This window comes from Citrobacter koseri ATCC BAA-895 (assembly GCF_000018045.1).
Classification (GTDB): Bacteria; Pseudomonadota; Gammaproteobacteria; order Enterobacterales; family Enterobacteriaceae; genus Citrobacter_B; species Citrobacter_B koseri.
On record NC_009792.1, the window covers coordinates 2,996,327 to 3,019,662 of the forward strand.

Below are 23,336 nucleotides of genomic sequence, written 5' to 3' on the forward strand. Positions count from 1 at the left end.
ATGACCTCCACCATCAGGAAACGTTATGAAACCGACGACTATCGCCTTGCTGCAAAAATGTAAGCAAGAGAAAAAGCGCTTCGCGACTATCACCGCCTACGATTACAGCTTTGCCAGACTCTTCGCTGACGAGGGTATCAACGTGATGCTGGTAGGCGACTCGCTGGGCATGACGGTTCAGGGACACGATTCCACCCTGCCTGTTACCGTAGAAGATATCGCTTACCACACGCGTGCGGTGCGCCGTGGCGCGCCTAACTGTCTCCTGCTCTCCGACCTGCCGTTTATGGCCTATGCCACCCCGGAGCAGGCGTTTGAAAACGCCGCCGTGGTGATGCGCGCAGGGGCGAATATGGTCAAAATCGAAGGCGGCGCCTGGCTGGTCGATACGGTAAAAATGCTCACCGAACGCGCGGTGCCGGTGTGCGGCCATCTGGGACTGACGCCGCAGTCCGTCAATATCTTTGGCGGCTATAAGATCCAGGGGCGCGGCGATGCGGGGCAGGTACTGCTGGATGATGCGCTGGCGCTGGAAGCGGCAGGCGCGCAGTTGCTGGTGCTGGAATGCGTGCCGGTTGAGCTTGCTAAACGCGTCACCGAAGCGCTCTCTATTCCGGTCATCGGCATTGGCGCAGGCAACGTAACCGACGGTCAGATCCTGGTGATGCACGACGCCTTCGGCATTACCGGCGGCCACATTCCGAAATTTGCTAAAAATTTCCTGGCGGAAGCAGGCGACATGCGCGCCGCCGTGCGGCAGTATATTGCCGAGGTTGAGTCCAGCGTCTATCCGGGCGAAGAACACAGCTTCCATTAATGGGGTGCTTGTAGGCCGGATAAAACGCCCTGCGTCGCCATCCGGCAAAATGCCTGATGGCGCTACGCTTATCAGGCCTACAAACCACGGTCCATCAGGCAACTTAAGGAGTCTTGTTGTGCTAATTATTGAAACCCTGCCGCTGCTGCGACAGCATATTCGCCGCCTGCGCCAGGACGGTAAACGCATTGCGCTGGTGCCAACGATGGGCAACCTGCACGATGGTCATATGAAACTGGTAGAGGAAGCGAAAGCGCGCGCTGACGTCGTGGTGGTCAGTATTTTCGTGAACCCAATGCAGTTTGACCGCCCGGACGATCTGGTACGCTACCCACGAACGTTGCAGGAAGATTGCGAAAAGCTGAACAAACGCAAAGTGGATTTCGTGTTCGCGCCGGCACCCGCGGAAATTTACCCGCAAGGCACCGACGGCCAGACTTACGTTGATGTTCCCGGGCTGTCCACCATGCTGGAAGGCGCCAGCCGTCCGGGCCATTTCCGTGGTGTTTCCACCATCGTCAGCAAACTCTTCAATCTCGTCCAGCCGGACATCGCCTGCTTTGGCGAAAAGGACTTCCAGCAACTGGCTTTAATCCGCAAGATGGTGGCCGATATGGGCTACGACATCGAGATCGTCGGCGTACCGATTATTCGCGCCAAAGATGGTTTAGCGCTGAGTTCGCGTAACGGTTACCTGACCGCCGAACAGCGCAAAATTGCTCCCGGCTTAAATAAGGTGATGAACAGCGTCGCCGAGAAATTGCTGGCGGGTAATCGCGATCTGGAAGAGATGATCGCCGTCGCCGAGCAGGAGCTGAATGAGAAAGGCTTCCGCGCCGATGACATTCAGATTCGCGACGCGGACACGCTGCTGGAACTCACCGATAGTAGCAAACGCGCGGTGATCCTGATGGCGGCATGGCTGGGTCAGGCTCGCCTGATCGACAATCAGTCCGTTACATTAACCCAGTAGACAGGGGTTAAAAATCAGGCAATACTGCCTGAGAATTTCCTCAAAGCAGGCGACGCCTGCTTCGTTATCGCTAAGATTTAAAGGTAGAAGTTATGATTCGCACTATGCTGCAGGGCAAACTCCACCGCGTGAAAGTGACTCAGGCGGACCTGCACTACGAAGGTTCCTGCGCCATTGATCAAGATTTTCTGGATGCAGCCGGTATTCTTGAAAACGAAGCCATTGATATCTGGAACGTGACTAACGGCAAGCGCTTCTCAACCTATGCGATTGCCGCCGAGCGTGGTTCCAGAATCATCTCCGTGAACGGCGCAGCGGCGCACTGCGCTGCGGTGGGCGATATCGTGATCATCGCAAGTTTCGTTACCATGTCAGACGAAGAAGCGCGTCGCTGGCAGCCCAACGTCGCCTATTTTGAAGGCGATAATGAAATGAAGCGCACCGCGAAAGCGATCCCGGTACAGGTTGCCTGATATTTCCAAAATATATTATTATATTAATAAAAGGAGCCGAAAAACTTCAGCTCCTTTTATTTTAAATAATTCCAGCCTTTCTTATCAGGACAACTAATATTATTAGTTGAGGCGTTATCAGAAAATTTAAACAAACGTTCAACAATCCATCGTTATATTTATTTATATCATTAAATTCTTTTCCTCACAAATTCATCAGATGAATAACCAAAAATAAAAACACTTACCTTTCAACAAAATAACCATCAGTTAAGTTTACTTAAACACCATTTAAGTAAAGATAATTACAATTATCAATAAATATTTTCCTATACTCCGCAAAGTTAATGTAATTCCCCGGCCGGCCTTTACGCTTAACAGACGAAGTACTTTTTCTAAAAACGTAAAGTACACTTATTATCTAATACGGATGTTTATCAAAATGGCATTGAAAAAATACGCATTAGCTGCGGCAGTTCTGGCAACTATTTCCAGTTCAGCATTCGCAGCAGACGCGGATCGTGGCACCATCACCTTCCACGGCCTGGTCACCCCGAATACCTGTAACATCACGCTGAAAGATGATCCACTGAGTTCCCAGACAACTAAAGACTTCAACGTCACTCTGCCGACCGTGTCAGTAGAAGACTTCACCCCAGGTACTGCTGCCGACGTTAACAGTACCCTGGGCCAGGCTAAATTCGCGCTGTCTATTTCCTGTGCGGATACTGAGTTGCAGTCTGCTGATGCGCAGTTTGATTCCTGGGGCGGTTCTTCCGCAAACAACGAAGGCGCACTGGTTCCACCAACTGGCCTGCAAGGTTCAGCAACCAACGTAAGCCTGGTTCTGCACAACGATGGCAACACGAAGACCGATCTGATCAAAATCGATCATCCTAACAACACTCAGTCAACCACGCTGACTGATGGCAAAGGCGAACTGAACTACACCGTCGCTTATATGGGCCCGGCTACTGGCGTAACCAGCGGTTCCGTGCAGGCACAGGTTGCCTTCACCATGAACTACCAATAAGCAACAGGACTGTTGTTCTTCATCCTCTGGCTTAAGCCAGAGGATGTTTTCGTTACATCCAACAGGGAGTGGATAGCATTATGTTCAGCCTGACGTTAAAAACCGGATTAAAAACCCTCACCGCCGCCATGATCGGCGTCGCCTCGTTTCAGGCATGCGCCGACGTGGTTATCTCCGGCACACGCATCGTATATCAACAATCCATGAAAGATGTGATTGTGAACCTGGATAACCGAGGCAAAAACCCGCTGTTACTTCAGATCTGGCTGGATGACGGGAGCCCGAACGTTAACCCGCAGGAATTAAAACTGCCTTTTGTCATTACCCCGCCCATTTCACGCATCGATCCAGGGAAAGGCCAGTCTGTGCGTGTGACATATTTACAGCAGCCGCTGCCGCAGGATCGGGAATCCTTATTCTGGTTTAACGTGCTGGAAATTCCCAAAAAAGCAACGGCGAAAGACGGCGAAAGCCAGAACCAACTGCAACTCGCTTTCCGTACCCGTATTAAGCTATTTTTCCGCCCGGACGGCTTAAAAGGCACCCCGGGTGAGGCGATGAAGCAGGTTAAATGGTCGCAAACGCGCCAGGGCAACACCCTGTCTTTAGTTGGCCGTAACGACTCGCCCTATAACGTTTCACTCTCCAGCGCAACGTTTAAGGTCGGCGCCAAAGAGTATGAAATTGACAGTAAGTCGATTAAGCCATTCTCCAGCGAAACCATGACGGTTAAAGGATTAACGAATAGCGCCAGCGGAGAAGTGGTGTATATCGCTATCAATGATTTTGGCGGAACGGAAAAACTCACCGCCAACGTTAATTAATAAATTAAAAATATATTTTTTCTTCTTATATAACGGCAACCCGCTTTAATCGACTGGACTTGTTATGATTTTTCGACGATCTCTATTATGTCTCGCCATTAGTGCGGCATTGCCGTTCTCTGTTCATGCGACGGGAAATACGCCTGCACAGTCCTCTGCTCCCGACTCAGAGGAAATGGTAGAGTTTAACGATCAATTCCTGCTGAATATGGGGAGTGCAGTCGATGTAAGCCGTTATGCTCAGGGTAATCCAATATTACCGGGAACCTACCGGGCGAAAATAAGCCTGAACGGTGAAAATAAATCGACGCAAAACATCGAATTTAAAGATAACGGAACGCCACGCGCCACGCCGTGTATTACCGCATTGTTGCTGAAACAAGCGGGCGTTGATAGTAGCGTGCTGGGGAATACTATTTCCGACGATGATACAACCTGTATTGATATCAAAAAATATTACCCCCACTCGTCGGTGAATTTCGATACCTCAAAACTCACCCTGGAATTGACGATGCCGCAGCTTTACGTTCTCAAACGCCCGGCGGGATATGTCGATCCATCATTATGGGATGCAGGTATTCCGGCGGCGTTGCTGTCGTACAACCTCAACGCCTGGCATAGCGAAAGCGATGGCAATAATTCCGACACGGCTTACGCCGGTCTGCAATATGGGCTGAATTTGGGCGCATGGCGGCTGCGCTCCCGCGGCACCTACAACTGGGATAAAGACAACGGTTCGGATTACTCCAGCCAGGACATTTACCTCCAGCGCGACATTCCGGCGTTAACCGCGCAGGTTGTGGCGGGCGAAACCTACACCAACGGCGATACCTTCGACTCCGTCAGCCTGCGCGGGATGCGCCTGTACAGCGACGATCGCATGCGCCCGGAAGGCCGTACCAACTACTCACCGGTCATTCGTGGCGTCGCTAACAGCAACGCCAAAGTCACCGTCATGCAAAGCGGCAGCAAAATTTATGAAACCACCGTACCGCCAGGCCCGTTTGAACTGAGCGATCTCAGCACCACCGGCTACGGTAACGATCTACAGGTGACTGTAGAAGAGTCTGACGGCAGCAAGAGAACCTTCACGGTTCCTTTTTCCTCGGTTACGCAGATGATGCGTCCGGGAACCTCACGCTGGGAGTTTGGCGCGGGCGAACTGAACGACGATTCGCTGCATGACAGACCGAACATTGGTTACGCCACCTGGTATTACGGTCTCAACAACACCTTTACCGGCTACGCGGGCGTGCAGTACAGCGACATGGATTTTTACGCCGGTTTGCTTGGCGTGGCGATGAACACCGCGATCGGCGCCTTCGCGTTAGACGTCACGCAGTCACATGCACAAATTGACGAGCTGGGGACGCTGACCGGCCAAAGCTATCGCCTGACGTACAGCAAGGTCATCGAAACCACCGACACCTCATTCAATGTGGCGGCATACCGTTTCTCGACGGAAGACTACCTCAGCTTGCGGGACGCCGCCGCGCTACAGGACGACGTGAAATACGGCAGCTATAAGAATCAGTCATATGAGTCCAGCGACGAACTCTATTCTGACTATCAGCGTATGAAAAACCAGTTTCAGATTAGCGTCAGTCAACCGCTGGCGTTCAATGGTGAAAACTACGGCTCGCTCTATGTCACCGGCACCTGGGAAGACTACTGGAATGAGAGTGGCTCCACCTCAAACTACAGCGCAGGTTACAGCAATGACTTCCGCTATGGCAGCTACAGCATCTCGCTCCAGCGTACCTATGATGAAGATGGCGAAAAAGATGACAGCGTTTATCTCAACGTCAGCATTCCGTTAAGCACGTTCTCCAGTGAACGTAAAAATATTGCCGGTTTTAACAACGTCAATATGAGCGCGCGTACGGATATGGAAGGCAGCGCCAACTTTAACAACACCGCCAGCGGTAATACTGAAGACGGTAAGATTAACTACTCCATCAGTACGGCAAGCAATACCGGTGATTATGGCGATTTGAATCAGATCAGCGGTTACGGCTCGTGGAGCAGTCCGTATGGCCCCCTGTCAGTCTCTACCTCTTTTAGCGATGACAGCAGCAAACAATATTCCGCCAACTATAGCGGCGGCATGGTGGTTCACACTGGCGGCCTGACGATGGCGCCAGGAACATTAAGTGACACCGGCCCCATCATTCTGGTTCATGCCAGCGGCGCAAAAGGCGCGCAGCTCGGTTACGGCAAAGGTGAAATAGGTCGTTCAGGATACGCGATTATGCCGTATGCCTCGGCTTACCGTGAGAACCGCGTTGGGCTGAATATCAGTTCTCTGGACGCCGACGTCGAGGTCAAAAACACCAGTGAAACCATCGTCCCGCGTGATGGCGCCGTGGTGCTGGTCAACTTCGAAACCGACGAAGGTCGTTCTCTCATCCTTGAACTTCTACGCAACGATAAAGGCTTTATTCCACTCGGCGCAGACGTCCTGACCGATAAAGGTGAGCTGGTCGGCGCCGTCGGTCAGGCCGGGCAGGCTTATGTGCGCGGCGTAGAAGATCAGGGCACCCTGCGAGTTGTCTGGGGTAAAGAAGCAGGTAGCGCCTGTACGGTGAATTATCACATTACCGACAGCGCACAAAAGGCAGGATTAACCACAATCCTGAACAATCAACTCTGTCATATGCAATAAGTTATTTTTCTACAGGGAGTTCCCTTAATGACTTTAAAAAGTAATAAATATCTCCGCAGTTTACCTGTCGCTATGTTAGCGCTGGCGGTGTGTTCATCCGTTCATGCAGACAACGGCGACAGCATCGACATTACCTTCCGAGCCAATATCCGGGACACAACCTGTGATATGACGATTAATGACTCGGACAGTAGCTCCACCATCATCATCGGCGCCGACGGCAAAGTGTCGCTGGGCGATATCATTAAATACCAGACCAGCGAGGCAGCGTCAGGACCAACGATGGCGCAATTCGCCCTGAAAATTAAAAACTGCCCGGAATCCGTAACCGGAATGAAAGCCTCCATCAGCGGCACGACCTCCGGTTACGACGGCGGTACGCCGAAAACCATCCTCCTCCCCGGTACGGGTGAGACAGGCCCCACCGGGATTGGCCTGAAATTCTCTCGTGTCAGTGCGCCAACCAGCTATTTTGCTATTTTTGCCAACGAAACGGAGACCTCAGATAACGATGCCGAGGTGATTAAATGGAGTCCTGCTGAAATAGACAGCAAACAGGTCGACCTTGTGGCGCGTCTGGTGACGACAAGGATCTCCGGTACAACCCCGGCGGTTGGCGCCTTCCAGGCAACAGCAACCTTTAACTTTAGCTATGAATAATTCCTGCGATATAACGGAGCATCATAATGAAATCTAATTCTCTTTTTCTCGCGCTGGCGGTAGCTGGTGGATTATTCAGCGGCCTGACCCACGCCGCCCCGGTGACAGGCACCAATCAGTTGCAGGCTATCTTTACCACTGAGATCCTCCCCGGCACCTGTAACACCCAGGTGACGGATGCAGATGGCCCGACCAGCACGATTGACTTCGGCGATCTGTATAAGAACGAAGTCGGTACGCGTACCGAATCCTTTAATATCGCACTGACCGAATGCGCGGGCGTGTTGACCACAACCGTGGCGGCTCAGCCAGGGGCGGGCAATACCTGTTCCGGCGACTCCTACGCGACAACAGGTGCCACGAATACCGCCGTTGAGATTTGGGAAACCGCCGCAGACTCAGGCACCCAGTTAGCCTGCCAGACGGGCAACCCTTCGAATGTACTGACGCATTCGTTTGGTTCGAAGAATATGAACCAGAGCTACACCTATCCTCTGGTGGCTCGCTGGGTCGTTGCGAACGGTAAAACAGCCGCTGATATCACAACAGGTGAAGCGACGTCGCTTATCACCTTTTTAGTCACCTACCAGTAATGTAGCCAGCGGGCAACTATGCGACAGACACTATTTTTTATGCGATTTACTTTCGCCCTGCTGGTGGGCCTGGCAGGACTGTGGCCTGTCGTCAGTCAGGCTGACGACAGCGGAATGGACGTCAATTTTAAGGCGAAGATTCTGGCCAATACCTGCCAAGTAAGCCTGGAAAATGGCGGTAATGTCGAGTTGCCAACCGTCACGCGCAGTTGGTTTTACAATACGGACAACAGCGATCGCCTGCGGCCGGAAACGGACGCTGGCGGTACAACGTTTACCATTCAGGTTGTCAACTGCGACGTGCCGCCAGCAGGAAGCGAAGGAAGCCAGCAGCTTCATTTTCGATTTGAACCGCAATTCGGTATAAACCCCGACAACAGCCAGGTATTTATCAATAACGCGGTCAGCGATCAGGCCAGAAATGTCGGTGTGGTTGTTTTTTCCGCCACACACCACACGAACGTATTGAATAGCGATGGCAGTTCCGACGTAGCGTATGACCTTAGCGGGCAAGCGGCACCGCTCTTTCCAGCAGATTATGTGTTTTACGCCCGCTATCAGAACACGGGCGATGTCGGCAACGGACTGGTGACCAGCAATGTGGTGGTCAATGTAACCTATCAGTAAAGGGATTTATGATGAAATTACGCTATTTACTGCCGCTATTATTTTGCGTGCTCTCCATTTTCGCCAGGCAAGCGTTAGCAGACACCGCATGTCATTTTACGACACAGCAGGCCAGTATCCCTGCTTTCTGGACTGCCAGAACGCTCATTGGCCCCATCGGAGGCATCGATACGCCGCTCATCATTATGAACCCTCAGTCTATGGAGGGTGATTTCCCTTTATTCCAGGGAGCGGCGCCCATCACATGCGGAGGTAATGGGAGCAATGCCGTAACGTTGACCGGCCCTACCGACGCCAATTTGTGGGATCAATATACCACTCAGGGGTCAGATGGCCCTACCGGGCTGCTCAAAACCTCGATTCCCGGCATTGTTTACACCTATTCCGTGAGGTGTATCGGGAACTGCCACAACGGCAACAACACTAACGATCTGGATTTAAACCTGCCGCTGCCCGGAGGAACGTCAACCTTCCCAAGCCATGGCGATGCCCCCTGGACGGGGCCGAGCGCAACACGCAACTGGGATATCTTCGTCACGATGTATCAGACGCCAGACTACCACCCCCGAAATGGTCAGACGGACGGGAACGCGCTGCCAGGGAAAATCGGTACTCTGCACATAGGAGATGCCGGGCAAAACGATCTCGACCTTATGATGAGTGGAGCATCGATGGCGTTTTCCGTCATGGAGCCGACCTGCCAGGGAATGGGGATAAATAATGACGAATACGATCGGGACGTGGATTTTGGCGACTTTTACCGTTCCGATTTCGAAAAAACGGGCGAGTCGGTAGAAAAGCCGTTTACGTTTAACTTATTCCGCTGCTCATTGACGACCGTTACTGTCACCCTGACCGGCAATCATGGCGCAGACAATACGATTCTCACCAACTTTTCAGGGAGCGCCGAGGGCGTGGGCGTAAAAATTCGTTCCATTATCAATAACAACACACAAACAATGAAGGTAGACGGTTCGGAGCGTGTCGGTATCACCTACAGCGGAAATCGTGAGTGGTATCATGAATCTATTGGTCTGGATTTCACCGGGCAGTTAATCAAAATCGGTACAATTAAAGCCGGCACTTTTGAAACCGTCGGTACTTTCACCCTCAGCTACGAATAACGTTCCCTGCGGCTGACTGCCTGTCAGCCGCATCATCGCCTCCACGAATTGACCGTCAGTACGCGTACAAATCATGCTTCAGCACAAAAGGCGGATTTTTTTGCTGTTGATGCCAGAGACTGGTGACATCGGGCGCGCCGAGGGAAACAATGGTGTCACGGAACGCCGCGCTGCTCATGGATTCCCGCGCGGCAAGCATTTCTTCAAGCAATGAATACGTCACACCGGCAATCACTTCGCAGCCGGAATGTTTATGGCTCATCAGCGACGCCACACGATAAGGCGCGGCGCCGGATGTGTCCGTTAAAAAGATCACCCCATCGCCGGAATCCGCCTGGTGTAATGCTTCACACATCATACGGCTGAGCATATTAGTACTCAGGCCGCGCCAGAAGTTCACCGCCCGGCACTGCGCCAGCGGGCCATGTTTTTCTTCCAGACGATCCTGTAGCTCCTGCGCGCGATCGTCATGACAGGTAATCACCCAACCCAACATAGCCTACCTCCTTAGCAAGCAAGTAGTTTATCAGTGTGATAAATGAGTAAGGGTGATAAACGTCAAAGTCTGCCCCTCCCCCCGGCGGAGGAGAGGAAAAACATTACGTGCGCAAGCCGCGTCCGCGCTGAATTAAGTACCAGCACAGCAGGTAAAACGCCAGGATAAACACGGCCAGAACGCCGAACGTAGTGACCAGCGGTACGTCGTGAATGCCCAGGAAACCATAGCGGAAGCCGCTGATCATGTAGACAATCGGGTTCAGATGCGACAATCCTTGCCAGAACGGCGGTAGCAGCGTCAGGGAATAAAACACCCCGCCCAGGTAAGTGAGCGGCGTCAGCACGAACGTCGGGATCAGGCTGATATCATCAAAGGTCTTCGCAAAGACCGAGTTCAGCAGCCCTGCCAGCGAAAACAGCACCGCCGTCAGCACCAGCGTTAACGCCACGAACACCCAGGAGTGTACCTGGAACGGCACAAAGAACAGCGAAATTACCGTAACCAGAACCCCTACGCACAGCCCGCGCGCCACGCCGCCGCCAATATATCCGACGATAATGACGTGCGTCGGGACAGGCGCCACCAGCAGTTCTTCAATGTTGCGCTGGAATTTGGCGCTAAAGAAGGATGAGGCCACATTGGCATACGCGTTGGTGATCACCGCCATCATGATTAAGCCCGGCACGATAAATTGCATATAGCTAAAACCGTGCATCTCGCCAATGCGTGAGCCGATCAGATTACCGAAGATAATAAAATAGAGCGTCATGGTGATGACCGGCGGCACCAGCGTCTGCACCCAGATACGCATAAAGCGGTTAATCTCTTTCGCCCAGATGCTTTTCAGCGCGACCCAATACAGCTGCATCATCCGCGATCTCCTTTTTTATCATGCACCAGAGAGACAAACAGTTCTTCCAGGCGGTTTGCCTTGTTACGCATACTGAGAACCTGAACGCCCTGGCTGCTCAGTTGCGAAAAGACGCTATTGATGCCCTGTTCCCGCAATACTTCGACCTCCAGCGTCGAGGTATCCACCAGACGGTACTGATAGCCTTCCAGCCTCGGCAGCGGGCTTTTCGCCGCCAGATCGAGAATAAACGTCTCGGATTTCAGCTTAGAGAGCAGATTTTTCATCGAGGTGTTTTCCACCAGCGCGCCGTGCTGAATGATACCGATGTTGCGACACAGCATTTCCGCTTCTTCAAGATAGTGCGTCGTCAGGATAATCGTGGTGCCTTTGTCGTTTAAATCCTTCAAAAAGCCCCACATTGAGCGGCGAAGTTCAATATCCACCCCTGCGGTGGGTTCATCCAGAATCAACAGTTTCGGCTCATGCATCAGCGCCCTGGCGATCATCAAACGACGCTTCATCCCGCCGGAGAGCATACGCGCGCGTTCGTTACGTTTTTCCCACAGATCGAGTTGTTTCAGGTACTTTTCGCTGCGCGCAACGGCTTCTTTACGCTCAACGCCGTAGTACCCCGCCTGATTGACGACGATCTGCTGGACGGTTTCAAACGGGTTGAAGTTAAATTCCTGCGGCACCAGGCCAAGCTGGCGTTTGGCGTTGACCACATCTTTTTCAAGGTCGTAACCAAAGACGCAGACGCGCCCGGAGGTTTTGTTAACCAGCGAGCTGATAATGCCAATGGTGGTTGATTTCCCCGCCCCGTTTGGCCCCAGAAGCGCATAAAAATCACCCGCCTCAACCTGCAAATCGATCCCACGGAGCGCCTGAACGCCGCCCGGATACGTTTTTTTAAGTTGCTGAAGTTCCAGTGCAATGGTCATGAATTTTTACTTACCTTACGTTCTTACACTTTATTTACACTCTAAATAATTCGAGTTGCAGGAAGGCGGCAACGCAGTGAATCCCCGGAAGCTTACACCAGTAAGTGACCGGGGTGAGCGAGGAAGCCAACGCACCTGCAACGTGAAGAATGACGAGTATATGGTTTAAATAATCCCGGAGTTGCCCTATATTAGCCCAACGCACTTATTTGGTTACAGGTCGTTAACCTCCATGAAAGACATAGATACACTCATCAGCAACAATGCACTATGGTCAAAAATGCTGGTGGAAGAGGATCCCGGATTTTTTGAGAAACTGGCGCAAGCGCAAAAACCGCGCTTTCTATGGATTGGATGTTCCGACAGCCGCGTTCCCGCAGAACGTTTAACCGGCCTTGAGCCGGGCGAATTATTTGTTCACCGCAATGTTGCCAACCTGGTCATTCACACCGATCTCAACTGCCTCTCCGTGGTGCAGTATGCCGTCGATGTACTGGAAGTTGAACACATTATTATTTGTGGTCACTACGGTTGTGGCGGCGTCCAGGCGGCTGTTGAAAACCCGGAACTGGGGTTAATTAACAACTGGTTGCTGCACATTCGCGATATCTGGTTCAAACATAGCTCATTACTCGGAGAAATGCCGCAGGAGCGTCGAATCGATACCCTGTGCGAGCTGAACGTGATGGAACAGGTATACAACCTGGGCCACTCAACCATCATGCAGTCCGCGTGGAAACGCGGTCAGAAAGTGACGATTCACGGCTGGGCCTACGGTATTCACGACGGCCTGCTGCGCGATCTGGAAGTCACGGCGACCAACCGTGAAACGCTGGAACAGCGCTATCGTCGGGGGGTTTCAAACCTCAGCAAAAAGCATATTAACCACAAGTAAACGTGTATTGCCGGGTGGCGGCTACGCCTTACCCGGCCTACATTTCTACGGACATAGCACCTGTAGCGCCATCCGGCACAACGTTCTTACTCGTCCAGCAGCACCACTTTACCAACATACGGCAGATGGCGATAACGCTGGGCATAGTCAATGCCGTAACCCACAACGAACTCATCCGGGATCGAGAAACCGATAAACTCAACCGGGACGTCAACCTCACGGCGAGACGGCTTATCCAGCAGCGTACAAATCGCCAGAGACTTTGGCTCACGCAGGCTCAGGATTTCCCGCACTTTCGACAGCGTATTCCCGGAATCGATAATATCTTCGACAATCAGCACATCCTTGCCACGGATATCTTCATCCAGGTCTTTGAGAATTTTCACATCGCGAGTGGTGGACATGCCGCTACCGTAGCTGGAGGCGGTCATAAAATCGACTTCATGAGACACCTGTACCTCACGGCACAGATCCGCCATAAACATAAATGAGCCACGCAGCAGACCTACCAGCACCATGTCACTGCCGCTGTCTTTATAACGTTCAGTAATTTGACGACCCAGTTCGGCAATGCGCGCTTTGATCTCCGCTTCGGGGATCATTACTTCTACAGTATGTTTCATATCTCTAACCATATGATTTAAAAACAAATCACTTCATGCCTGCTCTTGATAAGACAGCATCGAAGCGCAAGGCACGCAGTATACCAGCAAAAGTATTTATTCGCGGCATCTGTTAATAAAGCTCATTTTGTGATGACGATCACACTTGTTAAATCCTATAATTAATTGCTACTAAAAAATTAACAAATTGAGATGGTATCTTTTTATGGCAAATAACAACGCAAAAGCGCCACGGCTTCTCGTGACGCTGACAGCCCTCTTCGCTGCACTCTGCGGGCTGTATCTGCTGATCGGCGGCGGCTGGCTGGTCGCCATCGGCGGCTCCTGGTACTACCCGATTGCGGGCATCGTCATGCTTGGCGTCGCCGGGCTATTATGGCGCAGCAAGCGTTCCGCGCTGTGGCTGTATGCCGCCCTGCTCCTCGCCACTATGATCTGGGGCGTGTGGGAAGTCGGCTTCGACTTCTGGGCGCTAACCCCGCGTAGCGACATTCTGGTCTTCTTCGGCATCTGGCTGATTTTACCGTTTGTCTGGCATCGCCTGAGCGTCCCTTCCAGCGGCGCTGTCAGCGCACTGGTGGTTGCCCTGCTGATAAGCGGCGGCATCCTCACCTGGGCTGGCTTCAACGACCCGCAAGAGATCAACGGTACGCTAAGCGCGGACGCGGTGCCTGCCGAACCGATCTCTCCGGTTGCGGACCAGGACTGGCCTGCCTATGGCCGCAATCAGGAAGGGCAGCGCTACTCTCCGCTGAAGCAGATCACTGCTGATAACGTCCACAACCTGAAAGAGGCGTGGGTGTTCCGTACCGGCGATCTGAAGCAGCCGAACGATCCGGGTGAAATCACCAACGAAGTGACCCCGATTAAAGTCGGCAATACGCTGTATCTGTGTACCGCCCACCAGCGTTTGTTCGCGCTGGACGCGGCGAGCGGGAAAGAGAAGTGGCATTTCGACCCGCAACTCAATACCGATCCCAGCTTCCAGCATGTCACCTGTCGTGGCGTCTCCTATCATGAAGCCACGGCCGATAACGCCTCGCCGGATGTCGTTTCAGACTGCCCACGCCGCATTATTCTGCCGGTGAACGATGGCCGTATTTTCGCCCTCAACGCAGACAACGGCAAGCTGTGCGAATCCTTTGCCAACAACGGCATTCTGAACCTGCAAACCAATATGCCGGTCACTACGCCGGGCATGTATGAACCCACGTCACCGCCGATCGTGACCGACAAGGTGATCGTCATTGCAGGCGCCGTCACCGATAACTTCTCTACCCGCGAGCCGTCCGGGGTTATTCGCGGCTTTGACGTGAACAGCGGTAAACTGCTGTGGGCATTCGATCCCGGTGCGAAAGACCCGAACGCGATCCCGTCGGATGAGCACCACTTCACGCCAAACTCGCCAAACTCCTGGGCGCCAGCCGCGTATGACGCAAAGCTGGATCTGGTCTATCTGCCGATGGGCGTCACCACCCCGGATATCTGGGGCGGCAACCGTACGCCAGAGCAGGAGCGCTATGCCAGCTCGATCCTGGCGCTCAATGCAACGACCGGTAAACTGGCCTGGAGCTATCAGACCGTTCATCACGATCTGTGGGATATGGATATGCCGTCCCAGCCGACGCTGGCGGATATCACCGTGAAAGGGCAAACCGTTCCGGTCATCTACGCTCCGGCAAAAACCGGCAATATTTTCGTGCTGGACCGTCGCAATGGTCAACTTGTGGTGCCTGCCCCGGAAAAACCGGTGCCGCAGGGCGCGGCCAAAGGGGATTACGTCACCAAAACGCAGCCGTTCTCTGATTTGAGCTTCCGTCCGACGAAAGACTTGACCGGTGCGGATATGTGGGGCGCCACCATGTTCGATCAGCTGGTGTGCCGCGTGATGTTCCACCAGATGCGTTATGAAGGGATCTTTACCCCGCCATCAGAAAAAGGCACGTTGGTCTTCCCGGGCAACCTCGGTATGTTCGAATGGGGCGGCATTTCCGTCGATCCGAACCGTCAGGTGGCGATTGCCAACCCGATGGCGCTGCCGTTTGTCTCTAAACTGATCCCACGCGGCCCGGGTAATCCGATGGAGCCGCCGGAAGATGCCAAAGGCACCGGTTCGGAATCGGGTATTCAGCCGCAGTATGGCGTACCGTATGGCGTGACGCTGAACCCGTTCCTGTCGCCGTTTGGTCTACCGTGTAAACAGCCTGCCTGGGGTTACATCTCCGCGCTGGATCTGAAAACCAACGAAGTTGTCTGGAAAAAACGTATTGGTACGCCGCAGGACAGCATGCCGTTCCCGATGCCGTTTAAAGTGCCGTTCAATATGGGGATGCCAATGCTGGGCGGCCCAATCTCTACCGCTGGCAACGTGCTGTTTATTGCCGCGACCGCAGATAACTACCTGCGCGCTTACAACATGAGCAATGGTGAAAAACTGTGGGAAGGCCGTCTGCCCGCAGGCGGTCAGGCAACGCCGATGACGTATGAAGTCAACGGTAAGCAGTACGTCGTGATTTCCGCCGGGGGTCACGGTTCGTTCGGGACGAAGATGGGCGACTATATTGTCGCGTACGCTCTGCCTGACGACGCGCAGTAACGTTTATGCCGGATGGCGGCTTCGCCTTATCCGGCCTACAGGATGCTCACTTTACTGTAGGCCGGATAAGCGCCAGCGCCATCCGGCATGTTTATACCGTAAAGCCAAGCATCATGCCTGTATCTTCATGCTCCAGCAGATGGCAGTGCGCCATGTAAGCATGTTCTTGCGATGCATCGTGATCAAACTTCACCAGCACCTCGCTGATCCCGCCTTCAACCCGCACCGTATCCTTCCAGCCTGCGCGATGCGCCGCCGGAGCGCTGCCGTTTTCCGACAGGATGCGGAACTGCGTACCATGAATATGGAACGGATGCAGCATCATGTCGCCTTCGCCGGAAATAACCCAGCGCTCATACTGCCCTTTGGCGGCGGCAAACATCGGTGTCGTCATATCAAACGCCTGGCCGTTGATCTTATTGGCATTGTGGAAATCGAACTTCCCGCCGTGGTTCATATGTCCACCACTACCGTGATTCATTGAGCCATGATTCATATGCCCCATCATCTGCCCATGATTCATTCCCGCCATCGCCCGGTCGCCATACTTTTGCATCAGCATCTGCATACCCATCATGTCGAGCATCGGGTCCATCGACAGTTGCAGTTTTCGCTGCGTCAGGCCATCAAGAGAAGGCAATGCAGGCATCGTGGTCAGCGTATCCGGCAAAGTGCCGGAGGCCGTGACCGCCAGCGGCTGAATATGCATAACCGGGTGCGGTTTATCAAACGGCGCGATCGTCATCCCCATCTGGCTGACGGGCAGCGTCATCAACTCAAACGCTTTGCCGTCGCTGATGTCGATAAGCACTTCGAAACGCTCCCCCATTAACATGGGCAGTGCGTTTACCTTCACCGGCTCCGCCAGCAGGCCGCCATCGCTGGCGATAACATACAGCGGACGGTTGTCGCTGGTGGCGATGTTCAGTGAACGCGCGTTGCAGCCATTCAGCAGGCGCAGACGCAGCCAGCCTTTTGGCGCAGCATGTTGCGGATAAATCGCCCCGTTAGTCAGCAGCGTGTCGCCAAACCACCCGACGGCGGCGGTCATCATATCCAGCTGATAATTGATTTGTCCGTCAGGGGAAAACTGTTTGTCCTGAATAATCACCGGCACATCGTCTATCCCCCACTGTTTTGGCAGGAGCAGTTTGCCAATGTCTTCATCTTCAATCAGTACCAGGCCCGCCAGTCCCATCGCCACCTGACGACCGGTTTTCCCATGCTGATGAGGGTGGAACCAGCAGGTTGCCGCACGCTGTTCAGGCGTGAAGGTGACGGAGCGCTTGCCGCCCGCCGCAATCACCCCCTGCGGGCCGCCGTCCACCTCGCCGGGAACTTCCAGCCCATGCCAGTGCAGCGTCGTCTCCTCGGCAAGCTGGTTATGAATATCCACGGTAATACGCTGACCTTTGCGCAGTTTTAGCGCCGGCCCGAGTAGCGTGCCGTTGTAGCCCCAGGTCGTTGCCGTTTTACCCGCGAAGGTCGACTGTCCGGCTTTGACAATCAGCGAAATGTGATTGCGCGCGTCGGCGGTTAAAAGATCGGGAATGGGTAACGCGGGACGTTCCGCAGCAAACACGGCGCGGCTCCACAACGGCAGTGCCGATACGACCCCAAGCGCCACAGAATATTTTAAGAAATCACGACGTTGCATAATCACTTCCTTATTTTCAACCGGCGGGACGCAGTCTGACCTTTGAGCATAGACCCTCCCCTTACGGGAAGGTCAAGTCACAGACGCCCGTCGGATACAATAATAAATGTCGTCGCCTCGCCCGCAGTGTGCTAACGTTTAATTTCCGTGATGCAGTGGTAGAAGCAATGAAGACGTTTTTCAGAACAGTGTTGTTCGGCAGCCTGATGGCCGTATGCGCAAACAGCTATGCGCTCAGTGAATCCGAAGCCGAAGATATGGCAGATTTAACGGCGGTGTTCGTCTTTCTGAAAAATGACTGCGGCTACCAGAATCTCCCGAACGGTCAGATTCGTCGCGCACTGGTCTTTTTTGCTCAGCAAAACCAGTGGGACCTCAGCAATTACGACTCCTTCGACATGAAATCCCTCGGTGAAGACAGCTACCGCGATCTGAGCGGCATCGGTATTCCCGTCGCCAAAAAATGCAAAGCGCTGGCGCGCGATTCCCTGAGTTTGCTGGCCTACGTAAAATAACTCGCGTTATACCCAACGGATACCTTATTGCTGAAATAATGACCGTGCATCATCGGTCATTGTTAGCTATTATGTTGCGCCCATTTTTTACGGGTGTTAACAATGGAGGTATCAGCCAATGGCCGAAAATACGAAGTGGCATGAAACGCTACACGACCAGTTTGGTCAGTACTTTGCCGTGGACAACGTGCTGTATCACGAGAAAACCGATCACCAGGATCTGATTATTTTCGAGAACGCCGCGTTTGGCCGCGTAATGGCGCTGGACGGCGTGGTGCAAACCACCGAGCGCGATGAGTTTATCTATCACGAGATGATGACCCACGTTCCGCTGCTGGCACACGGCCACGCGAAACATGTGCTGATCATCGGCGGCGGCGACGGCGCAATGCTGCGTGAAGTGACACGGCATAAAAATGTCGAAACCATCACGATGGTGGAGATCGACGCAGGCGTGGTCTCTTTCTGCCGTCAGTATCTGCCGAATCACAACGCAGGCAGCTATGACGATCCGCGTTTTAATCTGGTGATCGACGATGGCGTTAACTTCGTGAATCAGACCAGCCAGACCTTTGATGTGATCATCTCCGACTGTACCGATCCGATCGGCCCCGGCGAGAGTCTGTTCACCTCAACCTTCTATGAAGGTTGCAAGCGCTGTCTGAATCCTGGCGGGATCTTTGTCGCACAGAACGGCGTCTGCTTCCTGCAACAGGATGAAGCCATTGACAGCCACCGCAAGCTCAGCCATTACTTTGGCGATGTCAGCTTCTACCAGGCAGCCATTCCGACCTACTACGGCGGCATTATGACCTTCGCGTGGGCGACGGACAATGACGCGCTGCGCCACCTGTCGACCGAGATTATTCAGGCGCGTTTCCATACCTCCGGCCTGAAATGCCGTTACTACAATCCGTCTGTTCACACGGCAGCTTTTGCCTTACCTCAGTATTTGCAAGACGCGCTCGCAACACCGTCGTCCTAAGGAGAAGATAAGAAATTGAAAAAACTGAAACTGCATGGCTTTAATAATCTGACCAAAAGTCTGAGTTTTTGTATTTACGATATCTGCTACGCCAAAACCGCAGAAGAGCGCGATGGTTACATTGCCTATATCGATGAACTCTATAACGCCAATCGCCTGACGGAAATTCTGTCAGAGACGTGCTCCATCATCGGCGCGAATATCCTGAATATCGCCCGCCAGGATTATGAACCCCAGGGCGCCAGCGTCACTATTCTGGTAAGCGAAGAGCCGGTCGACCCGCAGCTTATCGACAAAACAGAGCATCCCGGCCCGCTGCCCGAGGCCGTCGTCGCCCATCTGGATAAGAGCCATATCTGCGTGCATACCTACCCGGAAAGCCACCCGGAAGGCGGATTGTGCACCTTCCGCGCCGACATTGAAGTTTCGACCTGCGGCGTGATTTCCCCGCTGAAGGCGCTGAATTACCTGATCCACCAGTTAGAGTCCGATATCGTCACCATCGACTACCGCGTGCGTGGGTTTACCCGCGACGTCAACGGCATGAAACACTTTATCGATCATGAGATTAATTCCATTCAGAACTTTATGTCCGACGACATGAAGTCGCTGTATGACATGGTGGATGTGAACGTGTATCAGGAAAATATCTTCCATACCAAGATGCTGCTTAAAGAGTTCGATCTTAAGCACTACATGTTCCACACTAAACCGGAAGATCTGACGGAAACCGAGCGCAAAGAGATTACCGCTGCGCTGTGGAAAGAGATGCGCGAGATTTACTACGGCCGCAATATCCCTGCGGTATAAGCGTAACGGCGGAGCACGGAGGCTCCACCGTATTTAGCGTTGTTGAATGAAATGACGGTAAGCCGCAACAACCTGAAGAAAGTCCTCCACGCCGCAGAGCGATAAGCTCTCTTCGTCGTAGTAGTTCATCCCCTCTTCCATTTCGTCGCCGGTAAACTCCAGTTGATTAGCGCGAACCATCACCTCTTCGCCATCCATCCAGAGCGTATATTCATGTCCCGCCCGTTGCCAGGAACGCTCACTGCCCTTTAGCGCACGCGCCGCTTGTTCCACTTCATCAAGCAAGGCCAGGTTCTCTTTCACTTCTTCGTTAAACCAGTGCCCCACCACCTCGTGGCCCATGGACATTCGCACTTTTACCACTCCGGTAATATCGCGCAGAAATTCGTAATCCATAATGTGTTCCTCTGCTCCCGGCAATGCGCCATTACCGCATTGCGCCCATGCTGTAATTATCGCAGCACAACGGAAGAAAAAAAGCGGAACGGGCGGAAGGAATAGAAATAAAAATGCCCGGTGACGCAAGGTTCACCGGGCATTGATGCGTTTTTACGCAGAACAGGTCGGAGCCGTTACACCGCGGTCTGGAAAATCACGCCGTCGGCTTTCTCGGTGTACTGGGAAAGCTGATCGAAGTTCAGATAACGGTAGGTATCCACGGCGGTTTTATCCACCTGCGCAACGTAGGTCTGGTACTCTTCCGGCGTCGGCAGTTTGCCGATCAGCGCCGCAACCGCCGCCAGTTCCGCAGAAGCCAGATAGACGTTCGCCCCGGTTCCCAGACGGTTCGGGAAGTTACGGGTTGAGGTAGAAACAACCGTCGCCCCGTCAGCCACACGCGCCTGGTTCCCCATGCACAGTGAACAGCCTGGAATTTCAATCCGCGCGCCGCTCTTACCAAAGACGCTATAGTAGCCCTCTTCGGTCAACTGCGCGGCATCCATACGGGTTGGCGGCGCCACCCACAGGCGGGTCGGCAGCTGGCCTTTGTGCGCATCCAGCAGTTTACCTGCCGCACGGAAGTGACCGATGTTGGTCATACAGGAACCGATAAAGACTTCGTCAATCTTCTCGCCCTGCACATCAGACAGCAGACGCGCATCGTCAGGATCGTTCGGCGCGCAGAGGATCGGCTCTTTGATATCAGCCAGATCGATCTCGATCACCGCCGCATAATCGGCATCCGCGTCCGCTTCCAGCAACTGCGGGTCCGCCAGCCATTTTTCCATGCCCTGAATACGGCGCTCCAGGGTGCGGCGATCGCCGTAACCTTCCGCAATCATCCACTTCAGCAGAACGATGTTGGAGTTCAGGTACTCGATAATCGGCTCTTTGTTGAGCTTAATGGTACAGCCTGCCGCAGAACGCTCCGCAGAGGCATCGGTCAGCTCAAACGCCTGTTCCACTTTCAGGTCCGGCAACCCTTCGATTTCCAGAATACGGCCGGAGAAGATGTTTTTCTTACCTTTCTTCTCAACGGTCAGCAGACCCTGTTTGATCGCGTACAGCGGGATCGCGTGTACCAGATCGCGCAGGGTGATACCCGGCTGCATTTTGCCTTTGAAGCGCACCAGCACTGATTCCGGCATATCCAGCGGCATGACGCCGGTCGCCGCCGCAAACGCCACCAGGCCAGAACCCGCCGGGAAGGAGATGCCAATCGGGAAACGGGTATGGGAGTCGCCGCCGGTACCAACGGTATCCGGCAGCAGCATACGGTTCAGCCAGGAGTGGATTACGCCATCGCCCGGACGCAGAGAGACGCCGCCACGGTTCATGATGAAATCCGGCAGCGTGTGGTGCGTAGTTACGTCAACCGGTTTCGGATACGCTGCGGTATGGCAGAAAGACTGCATCACCAAGTCAGACGAGAAGCCCAGGCACGCCAGGTCTTTCAGTTCGTCACGGGTCATTGGGCCAGTGGTATCCTGAGAACCTACGGAGGTCATTTTCGGTTCGCAGTAAGCGCCCGGACGGATACCGGCAACGCCGCAGGCGCGGCCCACCATCTTCTGCGCCAGCGAGTAGCCGCGAGCGCTTTCCGCCACGTCTTTCGCCTGACGGAACACATCGCTGTGCGGCAGACCCAGCGCTTCACGCGCTTTGGTGGTCAGGCCGCGACCGATGATCAACGGAATACGACCGCCCGCGCGCACTTCGTCGATCAGCACGTCGGTTTTCAGTTCAAAGCTCGCCAGCAGTTCGCCGGTTTCGTGATGGCGGACTTCACCTTTGTACGGGTAAACGTCAATCACATCACCCATGTTCAGGTTATTCACGTCCACTTCAATGGGCAGCGCGCCCGCATCTTCCATCGTGTTAAAGAAGATAGGCGCAATTTTGCCGCCAAGACACAGACCGCCGCCGCGTTTGTTCGGCACATTCGGGATGTCATCGCCCATGAACCACAACACGGAGTTGGTGGCGGATTTACGCGAAGAACCGGTGCCGACAACGTCGCCCACGTAGGCTAACGGATAGCCTTTTTGCTGCAACGCTTCGATCTGTTTGATCGGCCCCACCACGCCAGGCTGATCCGGCTCAATACCTTCACGGGCGTTTTTCAGCATCGCCAGCGCGTGCAGCGGAATGTCCGGGCGGGACCAGGCATCTGGCGCCGGAGAAAGGTCGTCGGTGTTGGTTTCACCGGTCACTTTAAAGACGGTAACGGTGATTTTTTCAGCCAGAGCAGGACGGTTCAGGAACCATTCGGCATCGGCCCAGGACTGCATCACCTGCTTCGCATATTCGTTGCCCGCTTTGGCTTTTTCTTCTACATCGTAGAAGTTGTCGAACATCAGCAGGGTATGAGACAACGCTTTGGCGGCAATCGGCGCCAGTTTGGCATCGTCCAGCGCGTCAATCAGCGGATGAATGTTGTAACCACCCTGCATGGTGCCCAGCAGTTCAATGGCTTTTTCTGGAGTAACCAGCGGGGAGGTGGTGTCGCCTTTCGCGACGGCAGCGAGAAAGCCCGCTTTTACATAGGCGGCTTCATCGACGCCAGGGGGAACACGGTTGATTAACAGGTCTAACAGGAATTCTTCTTCGCCCACAGGCGGGGTCTTCAGCAGCTCGACAAGTGCGGCCATTTGGGTTGCATCTAAGGGTTTGGGCACAATCCCAAGGGCGGCACGCTCAGCTACGTGCTTACGGTATTCTTCTAGCACGACGGTTCTCCTCGCTCTCATTGT

The 23,336-nt window shown here is 53.7% G+C and carries 22 protein-coding genes; 15 read left to right on the top strand and 7 right to left on the bottom strand.

What is annotated here, in order from left to right; genetic code table 11:
- Positions 1-25: 25 nt before the first annotated feature.
- The 10 genes from panB (at position 26) to CKO_RS13840 (ending at position 9,768) form a co-directional block, all read left to right on the top strand.
- Positions 26-817, top strand: coding sequence for a 3-methyl-2-oxobutanoate hydroxymethyltransferase (gene panB, locus CKO_RS13795; protein ID WP_012134017.1), 792 nt, complete (start codon positions 26-28; stop codon positions 815-817).
- 118 nt (positions 818-935) lie between these two features.
- Positions 936-1,790 (top strand): pantoate--beta-alanine ligase, encoded by an 855-nt coding sequence (gene panC / locus CKO_RS13800; protein WP_024130695.1) that lies wholly within the window; start codon positions 936-938, stop codon positions 1,788-1,790.
- A 92-nt stretch (positions 1,791-1,882) separates the two neighbouring features.
- Positions 1,883-2,263 (top strand): aspartate 1-decarboxylase, encoded by a 381-nt coding sequence (gene panD, locus CKO_RS13805; RefSeq protein ID WP_012134019.1) that lies wholly within the window; start codon positions 1,883-1,885, stop codon positions 2,261-2,263.
- 421 nt (positions 2,264-2,684) lie between these two features.
- Positions 2,685-3,275 carry a fimbrial protein gene (locus CKO_RS13810; protein WP_024130696.1) on the top strand — a complete coding sequence of 197 codons (591 nt, stop codon included), beginning with the start codon at positions 2,685-2,687 and terminating at the stop codon, positions 3,273-3,275.
- Positions 3,276-3,355: 80 nt separating this feature from the next.
- A complete protein-coding gene (locus CKO_RS13815) occupies positions 3,356-4,099 on the top strand; it encodes a fimbrial chaperone (RefSeq protein ID WP_012134021.1) in 744 nt (247 codons plus the stop codon).
- Positions 4,100-4,163: 64 nt separating this feature from the next.
- Positions 4,164-6,764, top strand: a complete 2,601-nt coding sequence (locus tag CKO_RS13820) for an outer membrane usher protein (protein WP_024130698.1) — start codon at positions 4,164-4,166, stop codon at positions 6,762-6,764.
- A gap of 27 nt (positions 6,765-6,791) precedes the next feature.
- Complete coding sequence (locus CKO_RS13825) at positions 6,792-7,424, top strand: fimbrial protein (protein WP_024130699.1); 633 nt, start codon at positions 6,792-6,794, stop codon at positions 7,422-7,424.
- A gap of 26 nt (positions 7,425-7,450) precedes the next feature.
- The gene (locus tag CKO_RS13830) at positions 7,451-8,017 is read left to right on the top strand and encodes a fimbrial protein (RefSeq protein WP_012134024.1); all 567 of its coding nucleotides are present in this window, start codon (positions 7,451-7,453) and stop codon (positions 8,015-8,017) included.
- 18 nt (positions 8,018-8,035) lie between these two features.
- Positions 8,036-8,644 carry a fimbrial-like protein gene (locus CKO_RS13835; protein WP_012134025.1) on the top strand — a complete coding sequence of 203 codons (609 nt, stop codon included), beginning with the start codon at positions 8,036-8,038 and terminating at the stop codon, positions 8,642-8,644.
- Between the two features lie 8 nt (positions 8,645-8,652).
- Positions 8,653-9,768 carry a fimbrial protein gene (locus tag CKO_RS13840; protein ID WP_012134026.1) on the top strand — a complete coding sequence of 372 codons (1,116 nt, stop codon included), beginning with the start codon at positions 8,653-8,655 and terminating at the stop codon, positions 9,766-9,768.
- A 55-nt stretch (positions 9,769-9,823) separates the two neighbouring features.
- Here the strand turns inward: CKO_RS13840 and CKO_RS13845 are convergent, their stop codons facing one another.
- The 3 genes from CKO_RS13845 to CKO_RS13855 form a co-directional block, all read right to left on the bottom strand.
- Complete coding sequence (locus CKO_RS13845) at positions 9,824-10,264, bottom strand: PTS sugar transporter subunit IIA (RefSeq protein WP_012134027.1); 441 nt, start codon at positions 10,262-10,264, stop codon at positions 9,824-9,826.
- 103 nt (positions 10,265-10,367) lie between these two features.
- Positions 10,368-11,138, bottom strand: coding sequence for an ABC transporter permease (locus CKO_RS13850; protein ID WP_012134028.1), 771 nt, complete (start codon positions 11,136-11,138; stop codon positions 10,368-10,370).
- Positions 11,135-12,061: an ABC transporter ATP-binding protein gene (locus CKO_RS13855; RefSeq protein ID WP_012134029.1), complete on the bottom strand. Its 927-nt coding sequence runs from the start codon at positions 12,059-12,061 to the stop codon at positions 11,135-11,137. Before CKO_RS13855 ends, CKO_RS13850 begins: the two co-directional genes overlap by 4 nt.
- A gap of 232 nt (positions 12,062-12,293) precedes the next feature.
- Between CKO_RS13855 and can the strand changes: the two genes are divergently transcribed.
- Positions 12,294-12,956, top strand: coding sequence for a carbonate dehydratase (gene can, locus CKO_RS13865; RefSeq protein WP_012134030.1), 663 nt, complete (start codon positions 12,294-12,296; stop codon positions 12,954-12,956).
- An 86-nt stretch (positions 12,957-13,042) separates the two neighbouring features.
- Here can and hpt read toward each other — a convergent pair whose 3' ends face one another.
- Entirely contained in the window at positions 13,043-13,579 is a 537-nt protein-coding gene (gene hpt / locus CKO_RS13870; RefSeq protein ID WP_024130701.1) for a hypoxanthine phosphoribosyltransferase, read from the bottom strand.
- A 205-nt stretch (positions 13,580-13,784) separates the two neighbouring features.
- Here hpt and CKO_RS13875 point away from each other — a divergent pair, with 205 nt between their 5' ends.
- The gene (locus tag CKO_RS13875) at positions 13,785-16,175 is read left to right on the top strand and encodes a glucose/quinate/shikimate family membrane-bound PQQ-dependent dehydrogenase (protein WP_012134032.1); all 2,391 of its coding nucleotides are present in this window, start codon (positions 13,785-13,787) and stop codon (positions 16,173-16,175) included.
- A 91-nt stretch (positions 16,176-16,266) separates the two neighbouring features.
- On the opposite strand, the gene cueO is transcribed toward CKO_RS13875, so the two are convergent.
- Positions 16,267-17,832 carry a multicopper oxidase CueO gene (cueO, locus tag CKO_RS13880; RefSeq protein ID WP_012134033.1) on the bottom strand — a complete coding sequence of 522 codons (1,566 nt, stop codon included), beginning with the start codon at positions 17,830-17,832 and terminating at the stop codon, positions 16,267-16,269.
- 167 nt (positions 17,833-17,999) lie between these two features.
- Here cueO and CKO_RS13885 point away from each other — a divergent pair, with 167 nt between their 5' ends.
- The 3 genes from CKO_RS13885 (at position 18,000) to speD (ending at position 20,142) form a co-directional block, all read left to right on the top strand.
- Entirely contained in the window at positions 18,000-18,347 is a 348-nt protein-coding gene (locus CKO_RS13885; protein WP_012134034.1) for a YacC family pilotin-like protein, read from the top strand.
- A 118-nt stretch (positions 18,348-18,465) separates the two neighbouring features.
- Complete coding sequence (gene speE, locus CKO_RS13890) at positions 18,466-19,332, top strand: polyamine aminopropyltransferase (RefSeq protein ID WP_012134036.1); 867 nt, start codon at positions 18,466-18,468, stop codon at positions 19,330-19,332.
- A 15-nt stretch (positions 19,333-19,347) separates the two neighbouring features.
- Positions 19,348-20,142, top strand: coding sequence for an adenosylmethionine decarboxylase (speD, locus tag CKO_RS13895; RefSeq protein WP_012134037.1), 795 nt, complete (start codon positions 19,348-19,350; stop codon positions 20,140-20,142).
- 33 nt (positions 20,143-20,175) lie between these two features.
- Here the strand turns inward: speD and yacL are convergent, their stop codons facing one another.
- Positions 20,176-20,538, bottom strand: coding sequence for a protein YacL (gene yacL, locus CKO_RS13900; RefSeq protein WP_012134038.1), 363 nt, complete (start codon positions 20,536-20,538; stop codon positions 20,176-20,178).
- 176 nt (positions 20,539-20,714) lie between these two features.
- A complete protein-coding gene (gene acnB, locus CKO_RS13905; RefSeq protein ID WP_047458888.1) occupies positions 20,715-23,312 on the bottom strand; it encodes a bifunctional aconitate hydratase 2/2-methylisocitrate dehydratase in 2,598 nt (865 codons plus the stop codon).
- Between the last annotated feature and the right edge of the window lie 24 nt (positions 23,313-23,336).

Excerpts from the sequence above, each read along its gene's own strand:
- CKO_RS13875 (WP_012134032.1), top strand. The coding sequence starts at position 13,785 with ATGGCAAATAACAACGCAAAAGCGCCACGGCTTCTCGTGACGCTGACA.
- CKO_RS13810 (WP_024130696.1), top strand. The coding sequence starts at position 2,685 with ATGGCATTGAAAAAATACGCATTAGCTGCGGCAGTTCTGGCAACTATT.
- panB (WP_012134017.1), top strand. The coding sequence starts at position 26 with ATGAAACCGACGACTATCGCCTTGCTGCAAAAATGTAAGCAAGAGAAA.
- CKO_RS13845 (WP_012134027.1), bottom strand. The coding sequence starts at position 10,264 with ATGTTGGGTTGGGTGATTACCTGTCATGACGATCGCGCGCAGGAGCTA.
- CKO_RS13815 (WP_012134021.1), top strand. The coding sequence starts at position 3,356 with ATGTTCAGCCTGACGTTAAAAACCGGATTAAAAACCCTCACCGCCGCC.
- CKO_RS13825 (WP_024130699.1), top strand. The coding sequence starts at position 6,792 with ATGACTTTAAAAAGTAATAAATATCTCCGCAGTTTACCTGTCGCTATG.
- hpt (WP_024130701.1), bottom strand. The coding sequence starts at position 13,579 with ATGAAACATACTGTAGAAGTAATGATCCCCGAAGCGGAGATCAAAGCG.
- CKO_RS13840 (WP_012134026.1), top strand. The coding sequence starts at position 8,653 with ATGATGAAATTACGCTATTTACTGCCGCTATTATTTTGCGTGCTCTCC.
- CKO_RS13835 (WP_012134025.1), top strand. The coding sequence starts at position 8,036 with ATGCGACAGACACTATTTTTTATGCGATTTACTTTCGCCCTGCTGGTG.
- cueO (WP_012134033.1), bottom strand. The coding sequence starts at position 17,832 with ATGCAACGTCGTGATTTCTTAAAATATTCTGTGGCGCTTGGGGTCGTA.
- can (WP_012134030.1), top strand. The coding sequence starts at position 12,294 with ATGAAAGACATAGATACACTCATCAGCAACAATGCACTATGGTCAAAA.
- CKO_RS13885 (WP_012134034.1), top strand. The coding sequence starts at position 18,000 with ATGAAGACGTTTTTCAGAACAGTGTTGTTCGGCAGCCTGATGGCCGTA.
- panD (WP_012134019.1), top strand. The coding sequence starts at position 1,883 with ATGATTCGCACTATGCTGCAGGGCAAACTCCACCGCGTGAAAGTGACT.
- CKO_RS13855 (WP_012134029.1), bottom strand. The coding sequence starts at position 12,061 with ATGACCATTGCACTGGAACTTCAGCAACTTAAAAAAACGTATCCGGGC.
- yacL (WP_012134038.1), bottom strand. The coding sequence starts at position 20,538 with ATGGATTACGAATTTCTGCGCGATATTACCGGAGTGGTAAAAGTGCGA.
- speE (WP_012134036.1), top strand. The coding sequence starts at position 18,466 with ATGGCCGAAAATACGAAGTGGCATGAAACGCTACACGACCAGTTTGGT.
- CKO_RS13830 (WP_012134024.1), top strand. The coding sequence starts at position 7,451 with ATGAAATCTAATTCTCTTTTTCTCGCGCTGGCGGTAGCTGGTGGATTA.
- CKO_RS13820 (WP_024130698.1), top strand. The coding sequence starts at position 4,164 with ATGATTTTTCGACGATCTCTATTATGTCTCGCCATTAGTGCGGCATTG.
- CKO_RS13850 (WP_012134028.1), bottom strand. The coding sequence starts at position 11,138 with ATGATGCAGCTGTATTGGGTCGCGCTGAAAAGCATCTGGGCGAAAGAG.